A 19,043-nucleotide genomic window follows, 5' to 3' on the forward strand; every position below is an offset into this window, starting at 1 on the left:
AGATCCAGCTTATCGTTATGTGTAATTTTTCACAACTCATTTAGGATTGCTATATATAGGACTCATATTTCATTTCTGAAAAAACTCAGTACAACTAAGAAGCCTTCTTTCCTGTTGCCTATTCCCTGCCTACGCAAATCAGTTCAGGAATCAAAGCAGATTCCTATAAATATAAAAAAGTCCGCTTTCACGGACTTAAGTAAGGGCTTCTGTCACTTTTCTCGGCTACAATCATGTATGAATCATGATATTTTTATTGTTGATTATTAATTCAAAAAAATCAAGCTTTTGAAGCTATTTTAATAGACCTAAGTACTTGAATTATATCCTTTTATGATAAATTTTAAGTACTTTCATGTGGAATTATATCATCATATTTTTTATGATTTTTCTAGACAAAAGAGGTTTAGACTAACATCAATTTACTAACTTATACAGTTTTTTTGGGACAAAAGACATATATATATGTCTTTTGAAACTTCAGTATTTACAAGATTTTTACATTAAAAAGGTAAAGGTGGTCAGGTATAACAGCCCCAGGAAGGAATTCCCAATCCTGGGGTTTTATTATGCGATCGCTTAAAGTGGATTGAAATCGGTATAGCGACGTGGCGTATAAACCCAGATACTACCATCGTTGCGCCTCATGGTTCGGGTTTTTGTGGAACCAACAATAATAATTGTCCGCATATCAGCGGTTTCTGGGGCTAACTGGTCAAGTGCGATCGCTTTCACCATCTGTCCTGGTCTGCCGAGATTTCGTGCCAATACTACTGGTGTATCCGGTGTCCTATGTCGCAGCAAAATATTTCTCGCTTCTGCCAGTTGCCAGGTACGCTCTTTGGAAACAGGATTGTAGAAAGCAATGACGAAATCAGCTTCAGCAGCAGCGGCAATTCGTTGTTCGATCGCAGCCCAAGGCTTCAAGATGTCAGAGAGGGAAATAGCACAAAAGTCATGTCCAAGGGGCGCACCAATGGCTGCTGCTGCTGCTTGCATAGCGGAAATACCTGGTGCCACATGAATGTCGATAGTGTCCCATTCGGGTTTAGCATAGCGATCGCATACTTCAAAAACCGCTGTTGCCATTGCATAGATACCTGGGTCGCCAGATGAAACTACAGCTACATATCGCCCAGATGCGGCCAAATCAAGAGCCATCTTCGCCCGTGCTTCTTCTTCGCGGTTGTCGGACTCATGCCGTTGCTTGCCATCAGCCAGAGAACCCACTAAATCTAAATAAGTCTTATAACCCACTAGGTCAGTTGCCGACTTGAGTATCTCCTTCACTTCTGGAGACATCCACTCTTGACCACCAGGGCCCGTGCCAATAATTGCTAACCGTCCGCGTGGCTGACCGATTGTATTAGGGTCAATTGGTTGGGGGGCAATGGCGATCGCAATGTGGGGAGATGGAGATAAGGGGGATGTGCCTGTGGCGGCGATCGCTGCGGCTTGGGCGGGGCTATAACCTTGTGAAAGTAGACTTTCTAACTGATTTGGGGTGAAAAAGCGGGCAGGCACTTTGAAGGCACTAGCTAGGGCATGGATTGTGGGATCGGCAGCGGCGGTAATGGGTGCAAATATCCCGGCGACTGATGTTCTTTCGAGTGCGGCATCAGCTAGTAGCTGCTGTACTAAAGCGACTGCATTATCTTTATAGCCAATAGTGTCACTAATTGCGATCGCGATCGTTGCTGGGTGGTAGACAAGACAGTTGGCTGTAGGAGTCACCAAACGTTCCGTAACTTGGATGGTCAAATCTCCCTTTGGGTCTATAGGCAGTTTACTATCGCTCAACCAAGGTGCTATTCCTTCTAGCTTTACTTGCGCCCCCGCCAGCAAATCTGAGATAAATTTCTTCGCATCGTCTGGGTTTGCTAAATGGTATCCAGGGGGAGGAGACAACAGGGTTGTGCCCAAACGTAAATCGCCTGTAGTGGTAATTGCAGCTTTGACATCAAGGGCTTCGGCAATGCGGCGTGCCAAATCGTTTACGCCACCAAGTCCACCCAAGAGGGGAACAACAGCGCTACCATCTTCAGCCACAGCTAGCACTGGTGGTTCCTGTCGTTTATCGGAGAGTACAGGAGCTAGCGTCCTAATTAAAATACCGGCGGCACAAATGCCAATCAGCGGCGTTCCCTGGACAAATAAATCGCGCAACGTCTCGCCAAAATTCGTGAAGCTGACATCAACCCCAGATGTGCGACCCTCTAAACCGTATAACGTCGCTCCTGGTAGGACGCTGATTATTTTGCGTGCTACTGTGACGCTATTTTGACCTAGTACTACAATGGCGGGTGCAACCTTCATCATCACTTAATTACAACTTATCTCGTAACTTAATAGATTAATTATGAACAAAACTTGGAAAAAGGTATGGCATGAATTTCGCTACATGATTTATGAGATAGATCATCGAGACAATCCAATCATCATATTTCAACGTATTTAGGTTGGGATAAAAAAATAAAATATTTCTGTCGCCACATCTAATTTAGGAATAAAGTTTGCACACAATTATTATTTAAAAACCGCTGGATTAGTGTAAATAAAGCGTTACGAATCAAACTTGTCATCAATTAACCCTCTTCTAATACCAATTTAATGTGAAGTTGCACATAATCTCGATCCCCCTAAATCCCCCTTAAAAAGGGGGACTTTGATAGATGTTTTTCCAGTTCCCCCCTTTTTAAGGGGGGCTAGGGGGGATCTAATTCTATGCAGCTTCATACAAAATTGGTATAAGAAGCTATTCTGTTTTCTTAGTAGAGGCTTAGGTTTTAAAATTTAACTAAGTTCACCAAAAAGTTTTGTGGTTTAATTTGAGATTACAAATTTCCAAAGCTATTCAACTTTTTCATACCAGATACCTACTCTCTCAAAAGCACCATAAGCAAGCTTCAGAAAATTCATTATTCTCTGTCTCCCAATTATCCCAAATTCTTTATACTCTCTCGCCTCCGCAAACGTCAGTCGATTTTGGTCAATTATGTTTCTTTCTTTATATGCTAACTTCGGGAAATCTATGACTTTTATCTTATATTTATCTACTATTTTCTGAAAGTTTGAATCTGACTCGATATGCTCCCAGTCATCACACAGCCCTAAATTCCTCACCAGAATATGAGGGATTATCTCACCGTATGTATTCACTGACTGAGCAAACAGGTTGATGCTGTCGTATCCTCCTGTCGATACAAACCATTTGCAAAACATCACTCCCTGCGAACTCCCTAGTTCAATTAATTGATTAGAATCAATCCACCCTTGTACTGCTCTATGCGATTGTGCGGCTAAATTTACAATTACTGGCTTTTCTATCGCCCACTCAAATATTTTATCTGCCTTATCTGCCTGTCGTTCATTTTCACTAAACACAGCATACTTACATATATTCTTATATACTTCTGCTACATCTGGATTCGACCTATCTGTGTCCACTGGTACAAACGGGATTTTCTTATCCAGACAATACTGAATCATTGTTCTGGTAAAGAGAGATTTCCCTACCCCGCCTTTTTCACCATCTACCAAATGAATCGTCGGCATTACAGCAACCTTTAAATACTTATTCACTTATAGGACTACCCGGTAAGCGTAAACTCAGAGGCTTGGTTCCCTGAGATAGAAGCTACACAGGGGATTTTAATCCCCGTGATCTTCTATAACTGCCATTCTTATTTTTACTTGCCATAATCTAACATTATATGGACAGTATCTAGCCATACAGTCAAGGTAATCAACCAACCCGTAGACTCTCTCTGTACCTTTTCCCACAGGGAGACGCTAACGCGTTGGCGCAGCCTAAGAAAAGAAGACAATAAAATCTATAGGGTTCTATTACTAGGTATGAACTAATACATTAAATCTGTCCTTATTTATGATGGTTGGCAATACTTAAAGGCGATCGCATTTCCTAAAAAGAGGCGATCGCTTCTTAAATTAGGGATTGGGACTCTAACCAAATCTCGAAAGAATTTCTTCCCCAATCCCCAGTTCCTAATCCCCAATCCCCAATTCAATTAGCTTTACGCTCTTTCAGCACTTGGTCTAGCAAGCTTCTAGCAGGTTGTGCTTTAGCCAACGCTACTTGATGGTCATTATAAGCACGAACAAGGCGAGAAAGACTACTCACACCTGCCTTAAGTTGCTCAAGTTCCTCACCAGCAACCAATTCTCCATCAAGCATCCGCCCAATCAACGGTTTGATATCGCCCACTTCCTGCCGGACTTTTTGGAGTTTTTCTAAGGTACTCAGTAAAGTTTTTAGTGAGTTTAATATATCGTCAATATCCTGGACATCCTCCATTGGCTCAGGCGAATCTTCAATTGTTACCGTATCTTTGTCGGAAACTGTAGGTAATTCCTCTACAGACGTTTCACTTGTAACCCCGTTTGCTCGTGCCATCAACGCTTCCTCAAGGAATTTCCCTCAGTGTATCGCTGATCTCAAGTTACCAAAGATAGTATTTTATAATTCGTTAAATAATTGTACGTAAAAACTTATCAAAGACTTATTTATCTGTGTCAGATGCGAAGTAATCACACCATTTTATAGACTCATTTGTACATTATTTACAGTGTTGCTGGAGAAGAGATATAGCGAGAGCAAAACTATTAGGTTGAGTTTGGACTGCATAAGCTTCTCTTTCTAAATCTTGTCTGTGGACATCGGTATAGCGCATAAAAAATGGTCGGGCATAATTGATAGGCTGAACATCTAAACCTAAAGTTCTTATTTTACCTTTTCCTGCACATACTTGTGCAGCATGAACAGCTTCGTGGATTAGGGTCTGAGTACCAATGTGTAGCTCAAAAACTACTGGATTAATCCAAATTCTTTTGTGAGTTTCTTCTAATAAACCATAGGCTCCTCGCTTTGGTGGTAGCTCAATTATTACCTGAAATCCAAAGTTTTCTAATTGATTTTTTAAATCTATAAACTGTCGTTCCGGGGTGGGAACTTGAGAAAGTAAAAATAAAGAATTTAACAGGAAAGCTTCTATCATTACAACTTGTGTATAGATTCAATGGTATCGCGAGAATCCCCACCCTACTAAGAGTTGTTCGCGTAGCGTCTCGCAGAGAGGGTGGGGAGAATGCTATTATCTAACTAAATCTTTCACCTTGTTTATAATGCTCACTGGATCAATGCCTTGATGGGGAAATTGTTCCCACAAACCGCCGCAACCTTCTTTATGAGTGCCAAGATGCGCGTATTTGGGAGTAAACCCACGCTCTAAAAGCCAGCTACCAAAACGACTGCCTAATCCAGTTCGACGATTGAAGGATTCCACCACAAGAGCAAAAGGAGAATTACCGATTTTTGCCATCATCTCTTCGTCAATAACATTCAGGGTTGGTTTATTGATCAAACCTACATCTAGCCCTTCTTGCTGAAGACGCTCGACGGCATCAAGGGCACGATACAGAGCTTCACCAAAGCTGATGATGTAGCCTTGGGTTCCTTCTCGAATCACCTCATCTTTGCCAGGGACAAATTTATAATCGCTACCAAAAAAGTCATGACCGTTTTTGTCGAGAATGTTAGGTACTTTAGAACGGGTGGAGAAAATAAACCGCAGTCCCGGATCAAAAAACACAGTTTCTACACAGGCTTTCATTTGATTAGCATCAGATGGAAAGTAAAGACGTGTTTCGTAGCCATCATCTAATCCATTGTCAGCGAACATATTATTTAAACCGAAGTGGCAGGTGTTATCGGCCATATCATCGATACCTGCATGAGAAAAGTGGCAAAGTACATTGGAGTAGTTCAGCCGCGCCATCGTAATCTCTGAGATACACATTTCCAAGAAAGCGCTAAAGGTTGCGAAAATACCTTGTTTTCCTGGTTCCATCCCAAATCCGGCCGCAGCAGAAAAGTTTCCCCGCTCCATAATGCCAGAGGAAATAAAAATTTCCGGGTATGCATCGTGAATCTTCTTCAAACCACAGGAGCCTTCAAGATCGCTGTCGATGACTCTGACTTTTTGCTTGCGCTCTGCTTCACTAATGCGACTTAAGACAGCAACTACCGCATCACCAAACACATTGCGGTTAGCATCCCATTTGTTACTGGAACCAAGAAAAGTGTAGGTTTGTTTCGGTTTCTGAATGCTCTTGATGTATTCGACAGCAGCAGTTTTTTGGCGTGATTCTAGATATTGAATTGCTAGCTCTACGGAAATCACATCATGACCGTGGGTAGAACCTTCTAACCCTTTAATGCCAGGACACATGGGGCGTTTATTGATAATGGCAATTGGCCCAGGGGTATTTACAGCTTCGCAAATACGACGGTATAGGTCGTCTAAGTCTTCCCCATCTCCTTCGAGTACTTTCAGCCCATGCCCTTCTAAGGTTTTGGCAACGGAAAAACCGGGTAAATATTTTGAAGGATGTCCGGCGATTGTCACATCATTATCATCAATTATTAGCTTGACGTTTAGATGTTGAGCGACAGCCAAGCGGGCAGCTTCAGCGTCATTACCTTCCTGCTGGGAACCATCGGAACCAAGACAGAAAACAACCTTATCTGGATTTGCGATCGCCACACCATTAACATAAGGCCATATATGCCCTAGTCGTCCAGAACTAAACTTTACACCAGGAGTTAGCCCCAATTCAGGATGTCCTGGTAAGTGGGAGTTTGCTTCACGATAGTGCAGAAGTTGCTCACTTGGTAAGTCACCATGTAAAGCTGCCATCAAATACTGAGTTGCAACTCGATGTCCAGCTTCATCAAAGAAAATCGGCACAAATTGATCCGATGCTGCCCGAAACAAGGCATCAAGTATAATCACCTCTGGTACTGTGTCATAAGGTCCCCCAGTGTGACCACCCACTCCTCTAGCAGCGCCGGTGGCTGTAAAAAAGACGATCGCATCACGGCAAAGTTGAATATTTGTTTTTAAGCTCTCTCGTTGCTCCTGGGTAAGAGTTGCATTCGCTGGATTAAGAACCAGAGGCTTGTAAGCACTCAAATCAATGGGAAATTGAATGTTAGTAACAGTCATAAATTATTCCTTGGATTTAAACATTGGGGACTGGGGATTGGGGATTGGGGACTGGGGACTGGGGATTGGGGATTGGCTACTGAGAAACTATTCCTAAATATTTATTTCCTAGTCCCTAGTCGCTAGCCCCTAGCCACTAACAAGCTAAGATTGTTAAATCTTGCTTGCACGAATGTGCTTGAATTTATTTAAAAATGCTCGAAATATGCAGAAACCTGCACAACTATGAGTATAAACTCACAAACGTGCAATTTCAAGATCAAATATGCAACTTCAGGAAAATCAACCATGCTAACTGCGGAGCGACGACAATTCATCTTGGAGATTCTGCGTCGTGACAAAAAGGTGCTGTCATCGGAACTCAGCACTGTTTTAAAGGTTTCTGAGGATACGATTCGTCGGGATCTGCGGGAACTTGCTGAATCTGGTTTTTTGCAGCGCGTTCATGGGGGGGCACTTCTGCCTTCTCCAGCTCTTGCTAGTTATGCCGATCGCCAAAAGCAAGCGCCAAAAGAAAAAAAAGCGATCGCTCGTGCAGCGGCAAAATTGGTCTGTACAGGGCAAGTGGTGATTTTAGATGGAGGTACGACAACTCTCCAAGTAGCCCGTCATTTGCCCTTGGATTTGCAAGCGACAATTGTCACCAATAGCCCTCCGATTGCGATCGCCTTGGCAGAACATCGCCATATTGAAGTTGTAATGTTGGGTGGACGACTCTACAAAAAAGCCTTAGTAAACGTTGGTGCAACTACAGTTGAGGAATTACGGATGATTCGTGCAGATTTGTGCATGTTGGGGGTGTGTAGTGTACATCCAGAATTTGGGATTAGTGTAGCGAACTTGGACGAAGCCCATGTCAAACGAGCGATGATTGCTGGAGCAGCAGAGGTAGTTGGATTAGCCACAGAGGAGAAGTTAGATACTGCTGCTCCTTATGTTGTGCAGTCAATTCATGCACTAACTTACCTTGTCACAGCACCGACTGTATCTGATCGGATGCTAACTTCTTACAAAGCTTTAGGTTTGACGATTATCCGTGACGAGTCAGCTTGATCCTGCCTCCTGCCTCCTTCAAGACTTTAACCTGTCAAGAATGCTAGCAACTTGGGTTATCTATAGGACTCAAATTTGATTTTTGAACAAAACTCAGTACACCTTTATTCCTTCTTCCCAGTCCCCAATCCCCAGTTCCTTACCTCTACGAGTGATTCAGAAATCAAAGACGCTCGATAGCGCAGCGTTAGCGACGCAGGAGCGTCTGACTCGCTACCGCTTCGCTATCGGATTGCTATATTCATAAAATGTTAGGACAACTACTGTTCTGGATTGAGAAAACAGCTAGAAATAATGAAGTCTAAACATTTTTATAGAAGTTTTTCAAGATATGTTTCTAGATACATTTCGGAAAATCTCTGTCCGGCAAATTCCATCTTTAAAAAAGAAAAGTATTTCATTAAAAAGTACACAAGATAGCGTCTTGAATTCAGATATTCAAGCTGTAAAGAATTGTCGAGAATGGCTTATCTCTAAAACTAAAAATAATTTTGATAATACAAGGGTACTAGGAGTAGTAGCTGCTGCTAATAAAGCCGACAGCTTTTTACCTTACACCATTCCCAAAATCATTCAACAAATTGCTGATATGGGAATGAAAGCAGATATGATTATTGGGCTAAATCATGGTTTTGAATGTCCAAAAGTAATCGAATATCTTAACTTATTGCCAAATGTCCAAATTACTCACTTATATACCGAACCCAAACCAGCAAATAATATTTCAGCTAAGATATTTGACAATGTAAAATGCATAGGTGAACCTTATTTTTTAGATAATATTTCTCCTGAATTTTCTCAGCATAGAATATTTATTGTTCACCAGAAAGTTAGTTTACATTCATCAGGTAAGATTAGAGTTCTAGGTGATATTTATGGCTCATTACTGTTAAAGAGTATAGAAAAGGGATGGACGCCTCCTGAGTTTGTAGTAACTTTCGATGCTGAAACTCAGTTTTTACTGGAAACCAAATCTCAAGCAATCGAGTCGAATTTAGATACTAATAGCTTGATGCTAATAGTTAATGAGCTAAAAAAAAGTCCACAAATCGATATTGTAAGTACACGCAATAAATTTGTGGTTTATCAAAAATCTACGCTGGATAACATGGAAATCCTCTTACCTGATTATAGTCAGGAAGTGCCTCCTATCCAGTTCTTTCTAAATGTTGTACATGGTAGATTTTCTGGTTATAAGTGGAACCCTGGAGGTGGTATTATTGCTAGAACAGATGCAATAATTAGCTTGTTAGTGATAATTAGTGAAAGATATCCAGGAATACGAGTTGAAGATGTGCATCTCAGCATATTAGCTCATCATGCTGGTTTTAGCTCTGATATATTATTGAAAGTTATCTCTATAAATAGATGTCCTAAGATAGGTGAAATGACTACAAATAGTTCCATCAAAAGTGCTTGGATGGAGCAAATTTATAGATGGAATTCTGGCTGTAAAGGTTTAGAGTTATGTTACGGCAAACACAATATTAGTCCAATAGTAGATGATGGATTTCCTTGGTTTACCATCACAAAATCACTAGATTTTTTACGAGTATTGATAGGTCATAGGAAAATTAATTTATCTACTATTATTAAAAACGTGAATTTTCTGGCGATCGCTCTAATTACTTCCCGTCAAATAAGACGGAAAAGCTCTCATAACCCTGATATCTTACAAGGCCCTACAGCCAAAGCTTTTTGGTAAATATTAAGGTTCTTCGGTACTTGTTATGTCTCTCACAGATGGCGGGGATTAGGGATTGGGCAAAAATGTTTTCCCAGTCCCCAGTAGCCAATCCCCTGAAATGCGATCGCCTTTAACCGGTAAGGGCAATCCATGAATTGCCCCTACCGGATGTCATTTTGCGCTTCTACCGGGAAACAGCAAGGTTTTGAGGTTATTGATGCTCAATTAAGCACAGGTGAAATTACAGCCAAGCTCGGTCGTATTGAACAGGCCAGAGTTTATCGTGTCCCAGTTGTTTGGCTGCCAGATGTGGCCAGTAAGGATTGCGGAGTAGTTCACGTCCCAACAGCACTATATCAGCTACTTCTGTACGAATAATCTCGTCAGCTTGTTCAGGAGATGTAATTAAGCCCACGGCTCCTGTATGAATATCGGCTTCGCAGCGGATGCGTTCGGCAAACTCAGTTTGATAACCAGGTTTAATTGGTATATTAACGCCAGGTATAATACCGCCTGATGAAGTATCGATGAGATCGACTCCTAAAGACTTGAGTTTGTCGCTTAAAGCAATACTTTGCTCAATGTCCCAGCCATTGTCTGCCCAATCGGTGGCGGAGATGCGTACCCAGAGGGGATGCGTCTGGGGCCAAACCTCTCGGACTGCTTGAACTACTTCTCTGAGAATACGAGTCCGGTTTTCAAAGCTACCACCATAATCATCTTGACGGTGGTTAGAAAGAGGTGAGAGAAACTGGTGCAGTAAGTAACCGTGGGCAGCATGGATTTCAACTACCTTGAAACCGGCTTGCAAAGAACGTTTGGCAGCTTCGACAAAGGCATCAATAACTTGTTGAATTCCCTCAAGACTGAGGGCTTCTGGAACTGGGCTATCTTTGCTAAAGGCGATCGCACTACTCGAAACCAAGGGACGCCAACCTTCCTGAGATTCATCTAGTGCTTTTCCTCCCTTATTCGGTTTGGCAGTACTGGCTTTTCTGCCTGCATGAGCAAGTTGAATACCTGCAACAGCGCCAAAGTTATGAATCAATGCCACAGCTTTGGCTAAAGTTTCTATATGTGCATCTGACCAGATTCCCAAATCTTGCGGGCTAATGCGTCCACGCGGCTCCACAGCTGCTGCCTCTGTGATCACTATACCTGCACCGCCAACTGCGCGAGAAGCCAGATGAATAACGTGCCAATCATTAGCATATCCATTTGTACTGGAATATTGACACATGGGTGAAACGGCGATGCGGTTGCGAAAGGTAACTTCACGAATCTTGAATGGTTCAAACAGATGTGCCATTGATATTGATTCCTTCTCTTGCTAGGTAAAAGAAATTGGGAATTGGGAAATGGGGATTAGGAATTGGGTTTAAACTCGTAAAAATTATGTAAGGGACTTTGACTCCTCCCAAATTTTGGAACAATTTCCCAGTACGCAGTCTTAGAGCAGTGTTCCTCCCGCCATCACTACCAGTTAAACAACAGAACTCATTATGATGCACCAAAATATAGAATAGTAGCTTAAATATTTGTTGAAGTTTATTGACGCTGTGGCGTACTTGAATCTCGATCAAGACTTGGATGAATAGGCTGAACATCAGGCTGTTGGGTCTGTGATTCCCAAATATCGCGTTTTCCTAGTTCTTGATCCACTAATAACTGTAAATGGTCTGGTAATTTAGTTGTCTGCCAAATTGACCACATTTCTCCACAAAATAATTCTTTTTCAACTTGTCCAAAAAACATTGCTTTATTCTCTAGTAATTTCATGATTTAAGTTTAGTAACTCCTAATTTATGAAAGACGAAGTAATAAAATTGTCATCCTTAATTCTTTCGTAGTATTTAAAATACAGGTACTATTCGACCCTGGTATTGCTTATTAATAAAATCTCTCACCTGTGGGTCATTTAGCAGCTTGTTTAGCTTCTGAATTTTGGATTCATTTTCTCGACCTTGTAATGTGACTAATGCCAGGGCATACTTTGTATCTTTAGCTGTTTCCTGTCCCATAGATTGGGGTATTATTCCTGCTAGAGCAACAGTTTAAGCCGAAGAAACAATGAAATCTACATCATTAATAGCTCGAACTACTTGGACTCCTTCTACTTCCTTTATTTGCAAGTTTTTAGGCTTAACGGCTATGTCTCTTTGGGTGACAAATTCCTTGGTATTTTCCTTGAGTTTGATTAAGCCATTGCTTGCCAGTAATCTTAATCCTCGGTAATTATTAATCACATCATTGGCAATTGTGACGGTGGCATTTTGGGGAACCTCATTCACAGATTTGAGGTTTTTTGAGAAAAGACCAAGTGTGCTTAATGAAACTAGATTTAATGGAACTAACTTGATTTTGAGTTCTTTGACAGCATTATTCATGAAAGGTCGATGTTGAAAAAAGTTGGCATCGATTAGTTTGTCTTTTAAAGCTGTATTTGGTTGTATCCAGTCATTAAAGGTAACAACTTTTACTTCTAATCCTTCCTGAGGTGCTAGTTTAGTATTTACAAACTTCAAAATATCTTCAGATATGATTCCCGTCACCCCGACTTGAATAACTTCTTTTTGTGCAGTTGCTTGGGCTGTATTTGAAGTTACTTGAGCTTTTTGTTGACTACAGCTAGCAAAGAATATGGAGGTGGTAAATGAGCCTAAAGCTGTAAGGAAAAATCGGCGGTTAATTTTTCGATGTTGTATGTTCATAAGCAATATTCTTGGTTAAATTTAAACGAAGCGCTCCAGACGCAGAGAGAAAATAGAAGATTCAAGAGTTGACGAATTCTGGCTCAAGACTCTCCATGTAAAAAGTCTCACCAGTAGCCAACCATAAACTTTGCACCAATATCTTGCCCTTGCATCAATGAACCTCCACTTCCAACTCTGGTTTGGGTGACTTTTAATCCTTCTAGGTCAATAATTTATTTATATACTACGATAAATCAATAGACTAATAGTAGTTTATCTATAAGATTTGCATAGATTTTTGAAAATGGTCAAGATTTACGGACAAGCAACAGAAAATAAAACTACCGACACCATGCCGTAGGTTGTCCTTTTGATGTCGCTTCCAGGCGTGTGCTGGTGAAGCGTGAGCATCCAGCGATCGATAGCAATTTTTTGTTTTACTTATGTAAGATTCGTCAAAAAAATCCTAAAAATGTATCAAAAAGTACGGTATTTTAGACAGCGATTAGGTTTATAGGTATTTATCGAACAGAATTCAGGAGTCAGAATAGGCTAAACGCACCGCTACCGCTAACAGCATGAATGTTCTTGAGCAAACAATTTCTGGGGATGGGATAAGCAGATTACCTGATCTGTACGGGTATGATTCACCACTATGTCTTTTTCAAACTTACCAGAACAGACCCTCAAAAAAGCAATGCGATCGCGTTTAATTCAGGCGATCGCACTTTTGAAAGTACGATTAGTATCAAACAAGATTCCCAACTTATTTAGAGAAGTTAGGAATCTGAGCCTTTCATGACTCAATATCTAATTAGATGCTCCCCGTTTTCACGAAGAAACAGCTTTCAAATGTGAGGCGTGAGATAAGTAGTTCGAGTCAATCACCCGATTACGCCCAGAAGTTTTAGCCTGTAACAAACATTGATCGGCACGATGCAGCAGACTTTCTCCTTGCTCATCATCCTCAGATCGCAGAGAAGCTGTACCCAGACTAATGGTGATATTAATTGTCAGTTTATTGTTGAGTGCAAATGGTTCGTCGCTGACTACGCGATTGAGACGACGGGCGACTAATAGTGCTTCGTCATCGCTAGTGTTAGCCAGAAGAATTACAAATTCTTCGCCACCATAGCGGAATGCTGTGTCTTGACAGCGCAGATTGTGGCGCAAACGCTGACATAGTATTTGCAAAATGCGATCGCCTGCTAAATGCCCGTGAGTATCGTTAACTTTCTTAAAATGATCTACATCCAGAATAATCAAACTCAGAGAAGTTTTTTGAGTCCTAGCTCTTTGAATTTGCCTGGGCAAGTCCCATTCTAAAGCACGACGATTATTTAATTCTGTCAAGGAATCGGCTAAGGCGATCGCAGATAACATATCATTTGTCCGAATCAAATCTCGGTATTTTTGTGCTTTCCGCAAGCCAACAGTCAATTGAGCAAGTATTAAGCCATGATTAGCAGTCAATTCTGCCAAACTGTGGTCTGTTTTTTCTTCAATAAGATGCCAAATATAAGCATCTGCTCCTTGCTTTAGGGCCGCAGCACTCATCTCTAATTCCCTATGCCAACCCTTATTTCTATCAGCTAGCTGTTGGGAACGATCTTCGAAGAGAATACAGTATATCCACGATAGTTTTGTCTGGTCTTTCAACCAAGCGCACAGTTCCATGCTGCCATCTAGGCTAGCCTGTACAAGTATTATATCGGGGGGCTTTGTTTGAATCCGCGATACTGCCTGATTCAAATTTTCCATAACTTCTACACTAAAAGCGGTCGCATAACGGATCTGATCTGGAAGTGTGGCGATAAAGTAATTTTTTCCAAAGATCAGAATAGAAATATTCATTGCTTTATTTTTTATCCTATTTAAATTTTAAAGAATTAGATTGAGTAACTTAATGCTTTTGCCTAATACTAAATATGATGTTTTAGGCTGAGTTAATTTTTTGATATATATTTTTAAAACCACCAAATTTACACTATTTTTCCAAGTTTAATCTCCTTTTTTGGCTTGAAATTTACTACTACAATTTCTAAAATCTCTCCTTCTGACAACTAATGTCTTCTTTACACTTTGTTTTTCAAACAGTAAAAATACTGAATATTATATGGATGTATAAAAATGATTGCCGTAGTTTCTTAAGTGCCATTTCCCTGATGAAATTACCAAAATAAATAGCTTGTAATAACCGTCATATTAGTCAGTTAAATTTCTTTTCAAGTAGAAAAATAAAGAAAATATAAAGTTTTTTCATCCAATTATAAAAACCCAAATTGTATCGTTTAATTAAAAATGTTATTTTCCATAGAACATCTCAGCCTTTTTATTTGGTAATCAGGCTTTTATCAAGTATCAAGATAGGAGTGGAATTTCAAAAAACAATGCCAATTAAATAGACAGCAAAACTCCTTCCTGCTATGGAAGGTAGCTTTTTTCCACTAATATGCCCTACGTTTGCAAAGCAAAATTAAATGGTTAAAGATTCATAATTTAAGTGAGTTATAAATCTTTGATTGACAACGTTTTGGCAGGAGAAAGAAAATATTTCTGCCTACGCTTTATAACTGTTTGTTTATTTAGTTAATTCACATCTTTTTTGTTTGCTGCAATATCATAAATCCAGAAAAAAAGCTAAATCAAAAACTTGATGTCAAAACCTGCCCCTAATGTGGGGAAGTTAGTTAGATTCCGCCCGTAGAAGGGCAGAAAAAATATAAAAAATTTTGTTAGCGTCGTCTGAGATATTAAAATCTAAACTTCTGTGACAAGTTAGAACCGATCAGTAACCTTCAACAGTGTAACCAGCAGCAACAATCACCTGTTTGATTGACTCTTCAGAAGCTGCGGATTCCACCATGACGGTTTTAGCGTTAACATCAATATCCACCTTGGCATCAGGTTCCATAACGTGGATAGACTCAGTAATTGTATTTGCACATCCCTCACAAGCAATATCTGATACTTTCAGTTTTAGTGCCATTTGTTACCTCAGTATGGATTTTTTAAATTATTTCTTAAGGATTAATCTTAACAATCGAAGCCAGATTGTGCATCCCACCAGAGTCAGATAATGGTATAAAAGCGTCCTAATGACTGCATCTTGCTCACCGACTGGCACAATTTGCTGGCAGTAATATGAAACAAAATGCAAGAATATATAAAGTTATTTATGAAAATACACTTATTTAGTGCCGCCACGCCCAAGTCTAAAGTTAAAAACACCTATGTCTTCAAATCCCCAGTACCTAAGCGGTAACGAAATTCGCAACATATTTCTCGACTTCTTTGCCAAACGGGAACACCAAATTCTCCCAAGTGCCTCCCTCGTGCCAGAAGACCCAACCGTGCTGCTGACGATCGCGGGGATGCTACCATTTAAGCCGATATTCTTGGGGCAACGCACACCAGAATTCAAGCGGGCCACGACTTCACAAAAGTGTATCCGCACCAACGACATCGAAAATGTTGGACGTACCAAACGGCATCACACGTTTTTTGAGATGCTGGGTAATTTCAGCTTTGGTGATTATTTTAAAGAACAAGCGATCGCTTGGGGTTGGGAAATTTCTACACAAGTCTTTGGCTTTTCCCCCCAAAATCTTGTCGTCAGCGTTTTTGAAGATGATGATGAAGCCTTTGGAATCTGGCGCGATCAAATCGGTGTGCCGGTAGCGAGAATTAAACGCTTAGGCGAAGATGATAACTTTTGGGTATCTGGCCCGACTGGCCCTTGTGGCCCTTGTTCCGAAATTTATTACGACTTTCACCCAGAACGCGGCGACGAAAATATCGATTTAGAAGACGATTCCCGGTTTATCGAGTTTTACAACCTCGTGTTCATGCAATATAACCGGGATGTGTCAGGCAATTTAACGCCGCTGCAAAACAAGAATATCGACACCGGCATGGGTTTGGAGAGAATGGCGCAAATCCTCCAAAAAGTGCCCAATAATTACGAAACTGACCTGATTTTCCCAATTATCCAAGCGGCAGCCCAAATTGCTGGCATTGATTACCACAGCAGTGATGAGAAAACCAAAATCTCTCTAAAAGTTATTGGTGATCATGTTCGTTCTGTTGTCCACATGATCGCCGATGAAATTCGCGCTTCCAACGTGGGACGGGGTTATGTGCTGCGGCGATTAATTCGGCGGGTGGTGCGTCATGGGCGATTAATTGGGATTTCTGGCGAATTTACTACCCAAGTTGCTGAAAGTGCGATCGCTCTTTCGGAATCAGCTTACCCTAATGTGCGCCAACGGGAAGCAGCAATTAAAGCTGAGTTGCAACGGGAAGAATCCAATTTCCTCAGAACTTTGGATAGAGGCGAAAAACTCCTAGAAGAAATTATCCAAGAGGTGAAACAGCGAGGGGAAACTCAAATTAGCGGTGAAAGCGCATTTACTCTCTATGACACCTACGGATTTCCTCTCGAACTTACTCAAGAAGTTGCCGAGGAAAATAATCTCACAGTCGATGAAGCGGGATTCAATACCGAAATGCAAAAGCAGGTGGAACGTGCCAAAGCAGCACATGAAACCATCGATTTAACTGTGCAAGGTTCCCTCGACAAACTAGCAGAACACATCCAAGTCACTGAGTTTTTGGGTTATACCCAACCTGCGACGACAGCGAAAGTCGAAGCGATTTTGGTAGAAGGTGTTTCCCAAGAGGAAGCAGAAGTGGGGACACAGGTACAACTTATCCTTGACAAAACGCCATTTTATGCTGAATCTGGGGGACAAATTGGCGATCGCGGTTATATCTCTGGTGATGGTATCGTTGTTCGGGTGGAAGACGTTAAAAAAGAATCTGATTTCTTTGTTCACTTCGGACGCATCGAACGCGGTACACTGCGCGTAGGCGATAATGTTACAGCCCAAATTGATCCGGCTTGTCGCCGTCGCGCCCAAGCTAACCATACCGCAACGCACCTGTTGCAAGCGGCGTTGAAGAAAATTGTTGATGATAGCATCTCGCAAGCTGGTTCCCTGGTTTCCTTTGACAGATTGCGCTTTGACTTCAACTGTCCCCGCGCGTTGACAGCAGAGGAAGTTCAACAAGTTGAGGAACAGGTGAACAGTTGGATTGCCCAAGCACATGCTGCAAAAGTGGAAGTATTACCTTTAGCAGAGGCAAAAGCTAGGGGTGCTGTTGCCATGTTCGGGGAAAAATACGGCGACGAAGTGCGCGTGATTGACTTCCCCAGCGTCTCAATGGAACTATGTGGTGGAACTCATGTGAGTAATACTGCTGAAATTGGCGTATTCAAGATTATCTCGGAAGCTGGTGTAGCTTCTGGAGTGCGGCGGATTGAAGCTGTTTCGGGGCCAGCAATCCTAGATTATCTCAACCTGCGGGATAAAGTAGTTAAAGATTTGAGCGATCGCTTTAAAGTTAAACCCGAAGAATTACCAGATAGAATCACAAGTCTGCAAAGCGAACTGAGAAATAGCCAGAAAGAATTAGAAACCTTGAAGGTACAATTAGCGATCGCTAAATCTGACAGCTTGCTACAAACAGCAGAAATCGTAGGCGACCATAAAATTATTGTCGCCCAATTAGAAGATGTTGATCCAGAATCATTGAAAACCGCAGCCGAACGCTTATTGCAAAAAATCGGTAACGGTGCAGTGGTACTGGGTTCAGTTCCCGAAGAGGGGAAAGTTAGTATAGTTGCGGCTTTTAGCCCAGAGGTAAACAAAAAAGGACTGCAAGCTGGTAAATTTGTAGGTGCGATCGCTAAAATCTGCGGCGGCGGCGGCGGTGGAAGACCGAACTTAGCCCAAGCTGGCGGACGCGATGCGAGTAAATTACCAGATGCGTTGGGACAAGCAGAAAGTGATTTAAAGTCCGCGTTGGGTTAACCATCTTCCTCAATCCGGTTCGGTTAAAATACTCCCCTTAAAAAGCTACGGTGTACACACATCTTTGTACAAAACCAAAATCGTTGTAGATCCTCCTAAATTCCCCTTAAAAGTGGGGATTTGGAAGTTGTATGTACACCGTAGCTTACTAAGCTTGGTAACAAAAAGTGAGTTCGATGAACCTCTCCCTCCCAGCCTCCCTCTCCGAAACGGAAAGGGAGGAGCAACGAAAAATTCAGCCTTTTGCTCCCCTCTCCGTGTCGGAGAGGGGTTGGGGGAGAGGTCAAATAAGACTTGTCGAACTCACGTATTCAAAATTATTATAAACAAAGGTTTTAATCATATTCACTGTCTACATAACAGTAAATTTTGACTAAAGTTCTTATTAGTAAAAAGTTTCAGTGCATAATATAGCCCAATAGCATAGTATGTACTGAAAAAATAATTATTCTTTGCCTGTGTTTGTTTACCGATTTACCCAAAGACTCTAATTACTATCGGTACTAAGCAAATGGATTTGAACCACCAGCGAATGGATTTGAACCACCCGCAAATGGATTTGAACCACCAGCAAATGGATTTTGACCACCAGCAAATGGATTTGAACCACCAGCAAATGGATTTGAACCACCCGCGAATGGATTTGAACCACCAGCAAATGGATTTGAACCACCCGCAAATGGATTTGAACCACCCGCAAATGGATTTG

Annotated in this window: 13 protein-coding genes and 3 pseudogenes; 4 read left to right on the forward strand and 12 right to left on the reverse strand. The window is 41.3% G+C overall.

Features of this window, described 5'->3' with window-relative positions:
* Nucleotides 1-579: 579 nt before the first annotated feature.
* The 5 genes from cobJ to ABF638_RS30650 form a co-directional block, all read right to left on the reverse strand.
* Nucleotides 580-2,319 carry a precorrin-3B C(17)-methyltransferase gene (cobJ, locus tag ABF638_RS30630; RefSeq protein WP_435026634.1) on the reverse strand — a complete coding sequence of 580 codons (1,740 nt, stop codon included), beginning with the start codon at nucleotides 2,317-2,319 and terminating at the stop codon, nucleotides 580-582.
* A 531-nt stretch (nucleotides 2,320-2,850) separates the two neighbouring features.
* Nucleotides 2,851-3,582 carry a mobilization protein gene (locus tag ABF638_RS30635; RefSeq protein WP_435026635.1) on the reverse strand — a complete coding sequence of 244 codons (732 nt, stop codon included), beginning with the start codon at nucleotides 3,580-3,582 and terminating at the stop codon, nucleotides 2,851-2,853.
* 442 nt (nucleotides 3,583-4,024) lie between these two features.
* Nucleotides 4,025-4,414 carry a hypothetical protein gene (locus ABF638_RS30640; protein ID WP_435026637.1) on the reverse strand — a complete coding sequence of 130 codons (390 nt, stop codon included), beginning with the start codon at nucleotides 4,412-4,414 and terminating at the stop codon, nucleotides 4,025-4,027.
* A gap of 163 nt (nucleotides 4,415-4,577) precedes the next feature.
* A complete protein-coding gene (locus ABF638_RS30645) occupies nucleotides 4,578-5,015 on the reverse strand; it encodes a hypothetical protein (protein WP_435026638.1) in 438 nt (145 codons plus the stop codon).
* A gap of 96 nt (nucleotides 5,016-5,111) precedes the next feature.
* Complete coding sequence (locus ABF638_RS30650; protein ID WP_435026639.1) at nucleotides 5,112-7,025, reverse strand: transketolase C-terminal domain-containing protein; 1,914 nt, start codon at nucleotides 7,023-7,025, stop codon at nucleotides 5,112-5,114.
* A 288-nt stretch (nucleotides 7,026-7,313) separates the two neighbouring features.
* Between ABF638_RS30650 and ABF638_RS30655 the strand changes: the two genes are divergently transcribed.
* Together ABF638_RS30655 and ABF638_RS30660 are read left to right on the forward strand one after the other, a co-directional pair.
* Nucleotides 7,314-8,078, forward strand: coding sequence for a DeoR/GlpR family DNA-binding transcription regulator (locus ABF638_RS30655; protein WP_435026640.1), 765 nt, complete (start codon nucleotides 7,314-7,316; stop codon nucleotides 8,076-8,078).
* Between the two features lie 331 nt (nucleotides 8,079-8,409).
* Nucleotides 8,410-9,783 (forward strand): hypothetical protein, encoded by a 1,374-nt coding sequence (locus ABF638_RS30660; protein WP_435026642.1) that lies wholly within the window; start codon nucleotides 8,410-8,412, stop codon nucleotides 9,781-9,783.
* Nucleotides 9,784-10,006: 223 nt separating this feature from the next.
* On the opposite strand, the gene namA is transcribed toward ABF638_RS30660, so the two are convergent.
* The 4 genes and pseudogenes from namA to ABF638_RS30680 all read right to left on the reverse strand — a co-directional run.
* Complete coding sequence (gene namA, locus ABF638_RS30665; protein WP_435026643.1) at nucleotides 10,007-11,074, reverse strand: NADPH dehydrogenase NamA; 1,068 nt, start codon at nucleotides 11,072-11,074, stop codon at nucleotides 10,007-10,009.
* A gap of 239 nt (nucleotides 11,075-11,313) precedes the next feature.
* Entirely contained in the window at nucleotides 11,314-11,544 is a 231-nt protein-coding gene (locus ABF638_RS30670; RefSeq protein WP_435026644.1) for a hypothetical protein, read from the reverse strand.
* A gap of 74 nt (nucleotides 11,545-11,618) precedes the next feature.
* Nucleotides 11,619-12,476, reverse strand: a pseudogene (locus ABF638_RS30675) (MetQ/NlpA family ABC transporter substrate-binding protein).
* A gap of 567 nt (nucleotides 12,477-13,043) precedes the next feature.
* A pseudogene (locus ABF638_RS30680) lies at nucleotides 13,044-13,166 on the reverse strand (peptide chain release factor 3); the annotation flags it as partial.
* Between ABF638_RS30680 and ABF638_RS30685 the strand changes: the two are divergent.
* The gene (locus ABF638_RS30685) at nucleotides 13,114-13,260 is read left to right on the forward strand and encodes a hypothetical protein (protein ID WP_435026645.1); all 147 of its coding nucleotides are present in this window, start codon (nucleotides 13,114-13,116) and stop codon (nucleotides 13,258-13,260) included. The pseudogene ABF638_RS30680 and the gene ABF638_RS30685 overlap by 53 nt on opposite strands.
* A 29-nt stretch (nucleotides 13,261-13,289) precedes the next feature.
* On the opposite strand, the gene ABF638_RS30690 is transcribed toward ABF638_RS30685, so the two are convergent.
* Nucleotides 13,290-14,312, reverse strand: a complete 1,023-nt coding sequence (locus ABF638_RS30690) for a GGDEF domain-containing protein (protein WP_435026646.1) — start codon at nucleotides 14,310-14,312, stop codon at nucleotides 13,290-13,292.
* A gap of 934 nt (nucleotides 14,313-15,246) precedes the next feature.
* Entirely contained in the window at nucleotides 15,247-15,447 is a 201-nt protein-coding gene (locus ABF638_RS30695) for a heavy-metal-associated domain-containing protein (RefSeq protein ID WP_435026647.1), read from the reverse strand.
* A 244-nt stretch (nucleotides 15,448-15,691) separates the two neighbouring features.
* Between ABF638_RS30695 and alaS the strand changes: the two genes are divergently transcribed.
* Nucleotides 15,692-18,334, forward strand: a complete 2,643-nt coding sequence (alaS, locus tag ABF638_RS30700) for an alanine--tRNA ligase (RefSeq protein WP_435026648.1) — start codon at nucleotides 15,692-15,694, stop codon at nucleotides 18,332-18,334.
* A 503-nt stretch (nucleotides 18,335-18,837) separates the two neighbouring features.
* Here the strand turns inward: alaS and ABF638_RS30705 are convergent.
* Nucleotides 18,838-19,043, reverse strand: a pseudogene (locus ABF638_RS30705) (hypothetical protein); the annotation flags it as partial.

The organism is Nostoc sp. CALU 1950 (assembly GCF_051172895.1).
In the GTDB taxonomy this organism is placed as follows: Bacteria; Cyanobacteriota; Cyanobacteriia; order Cyanobacteriales; family Nostocaceae; genus Nostoc; species Nostoc edaphicum_A.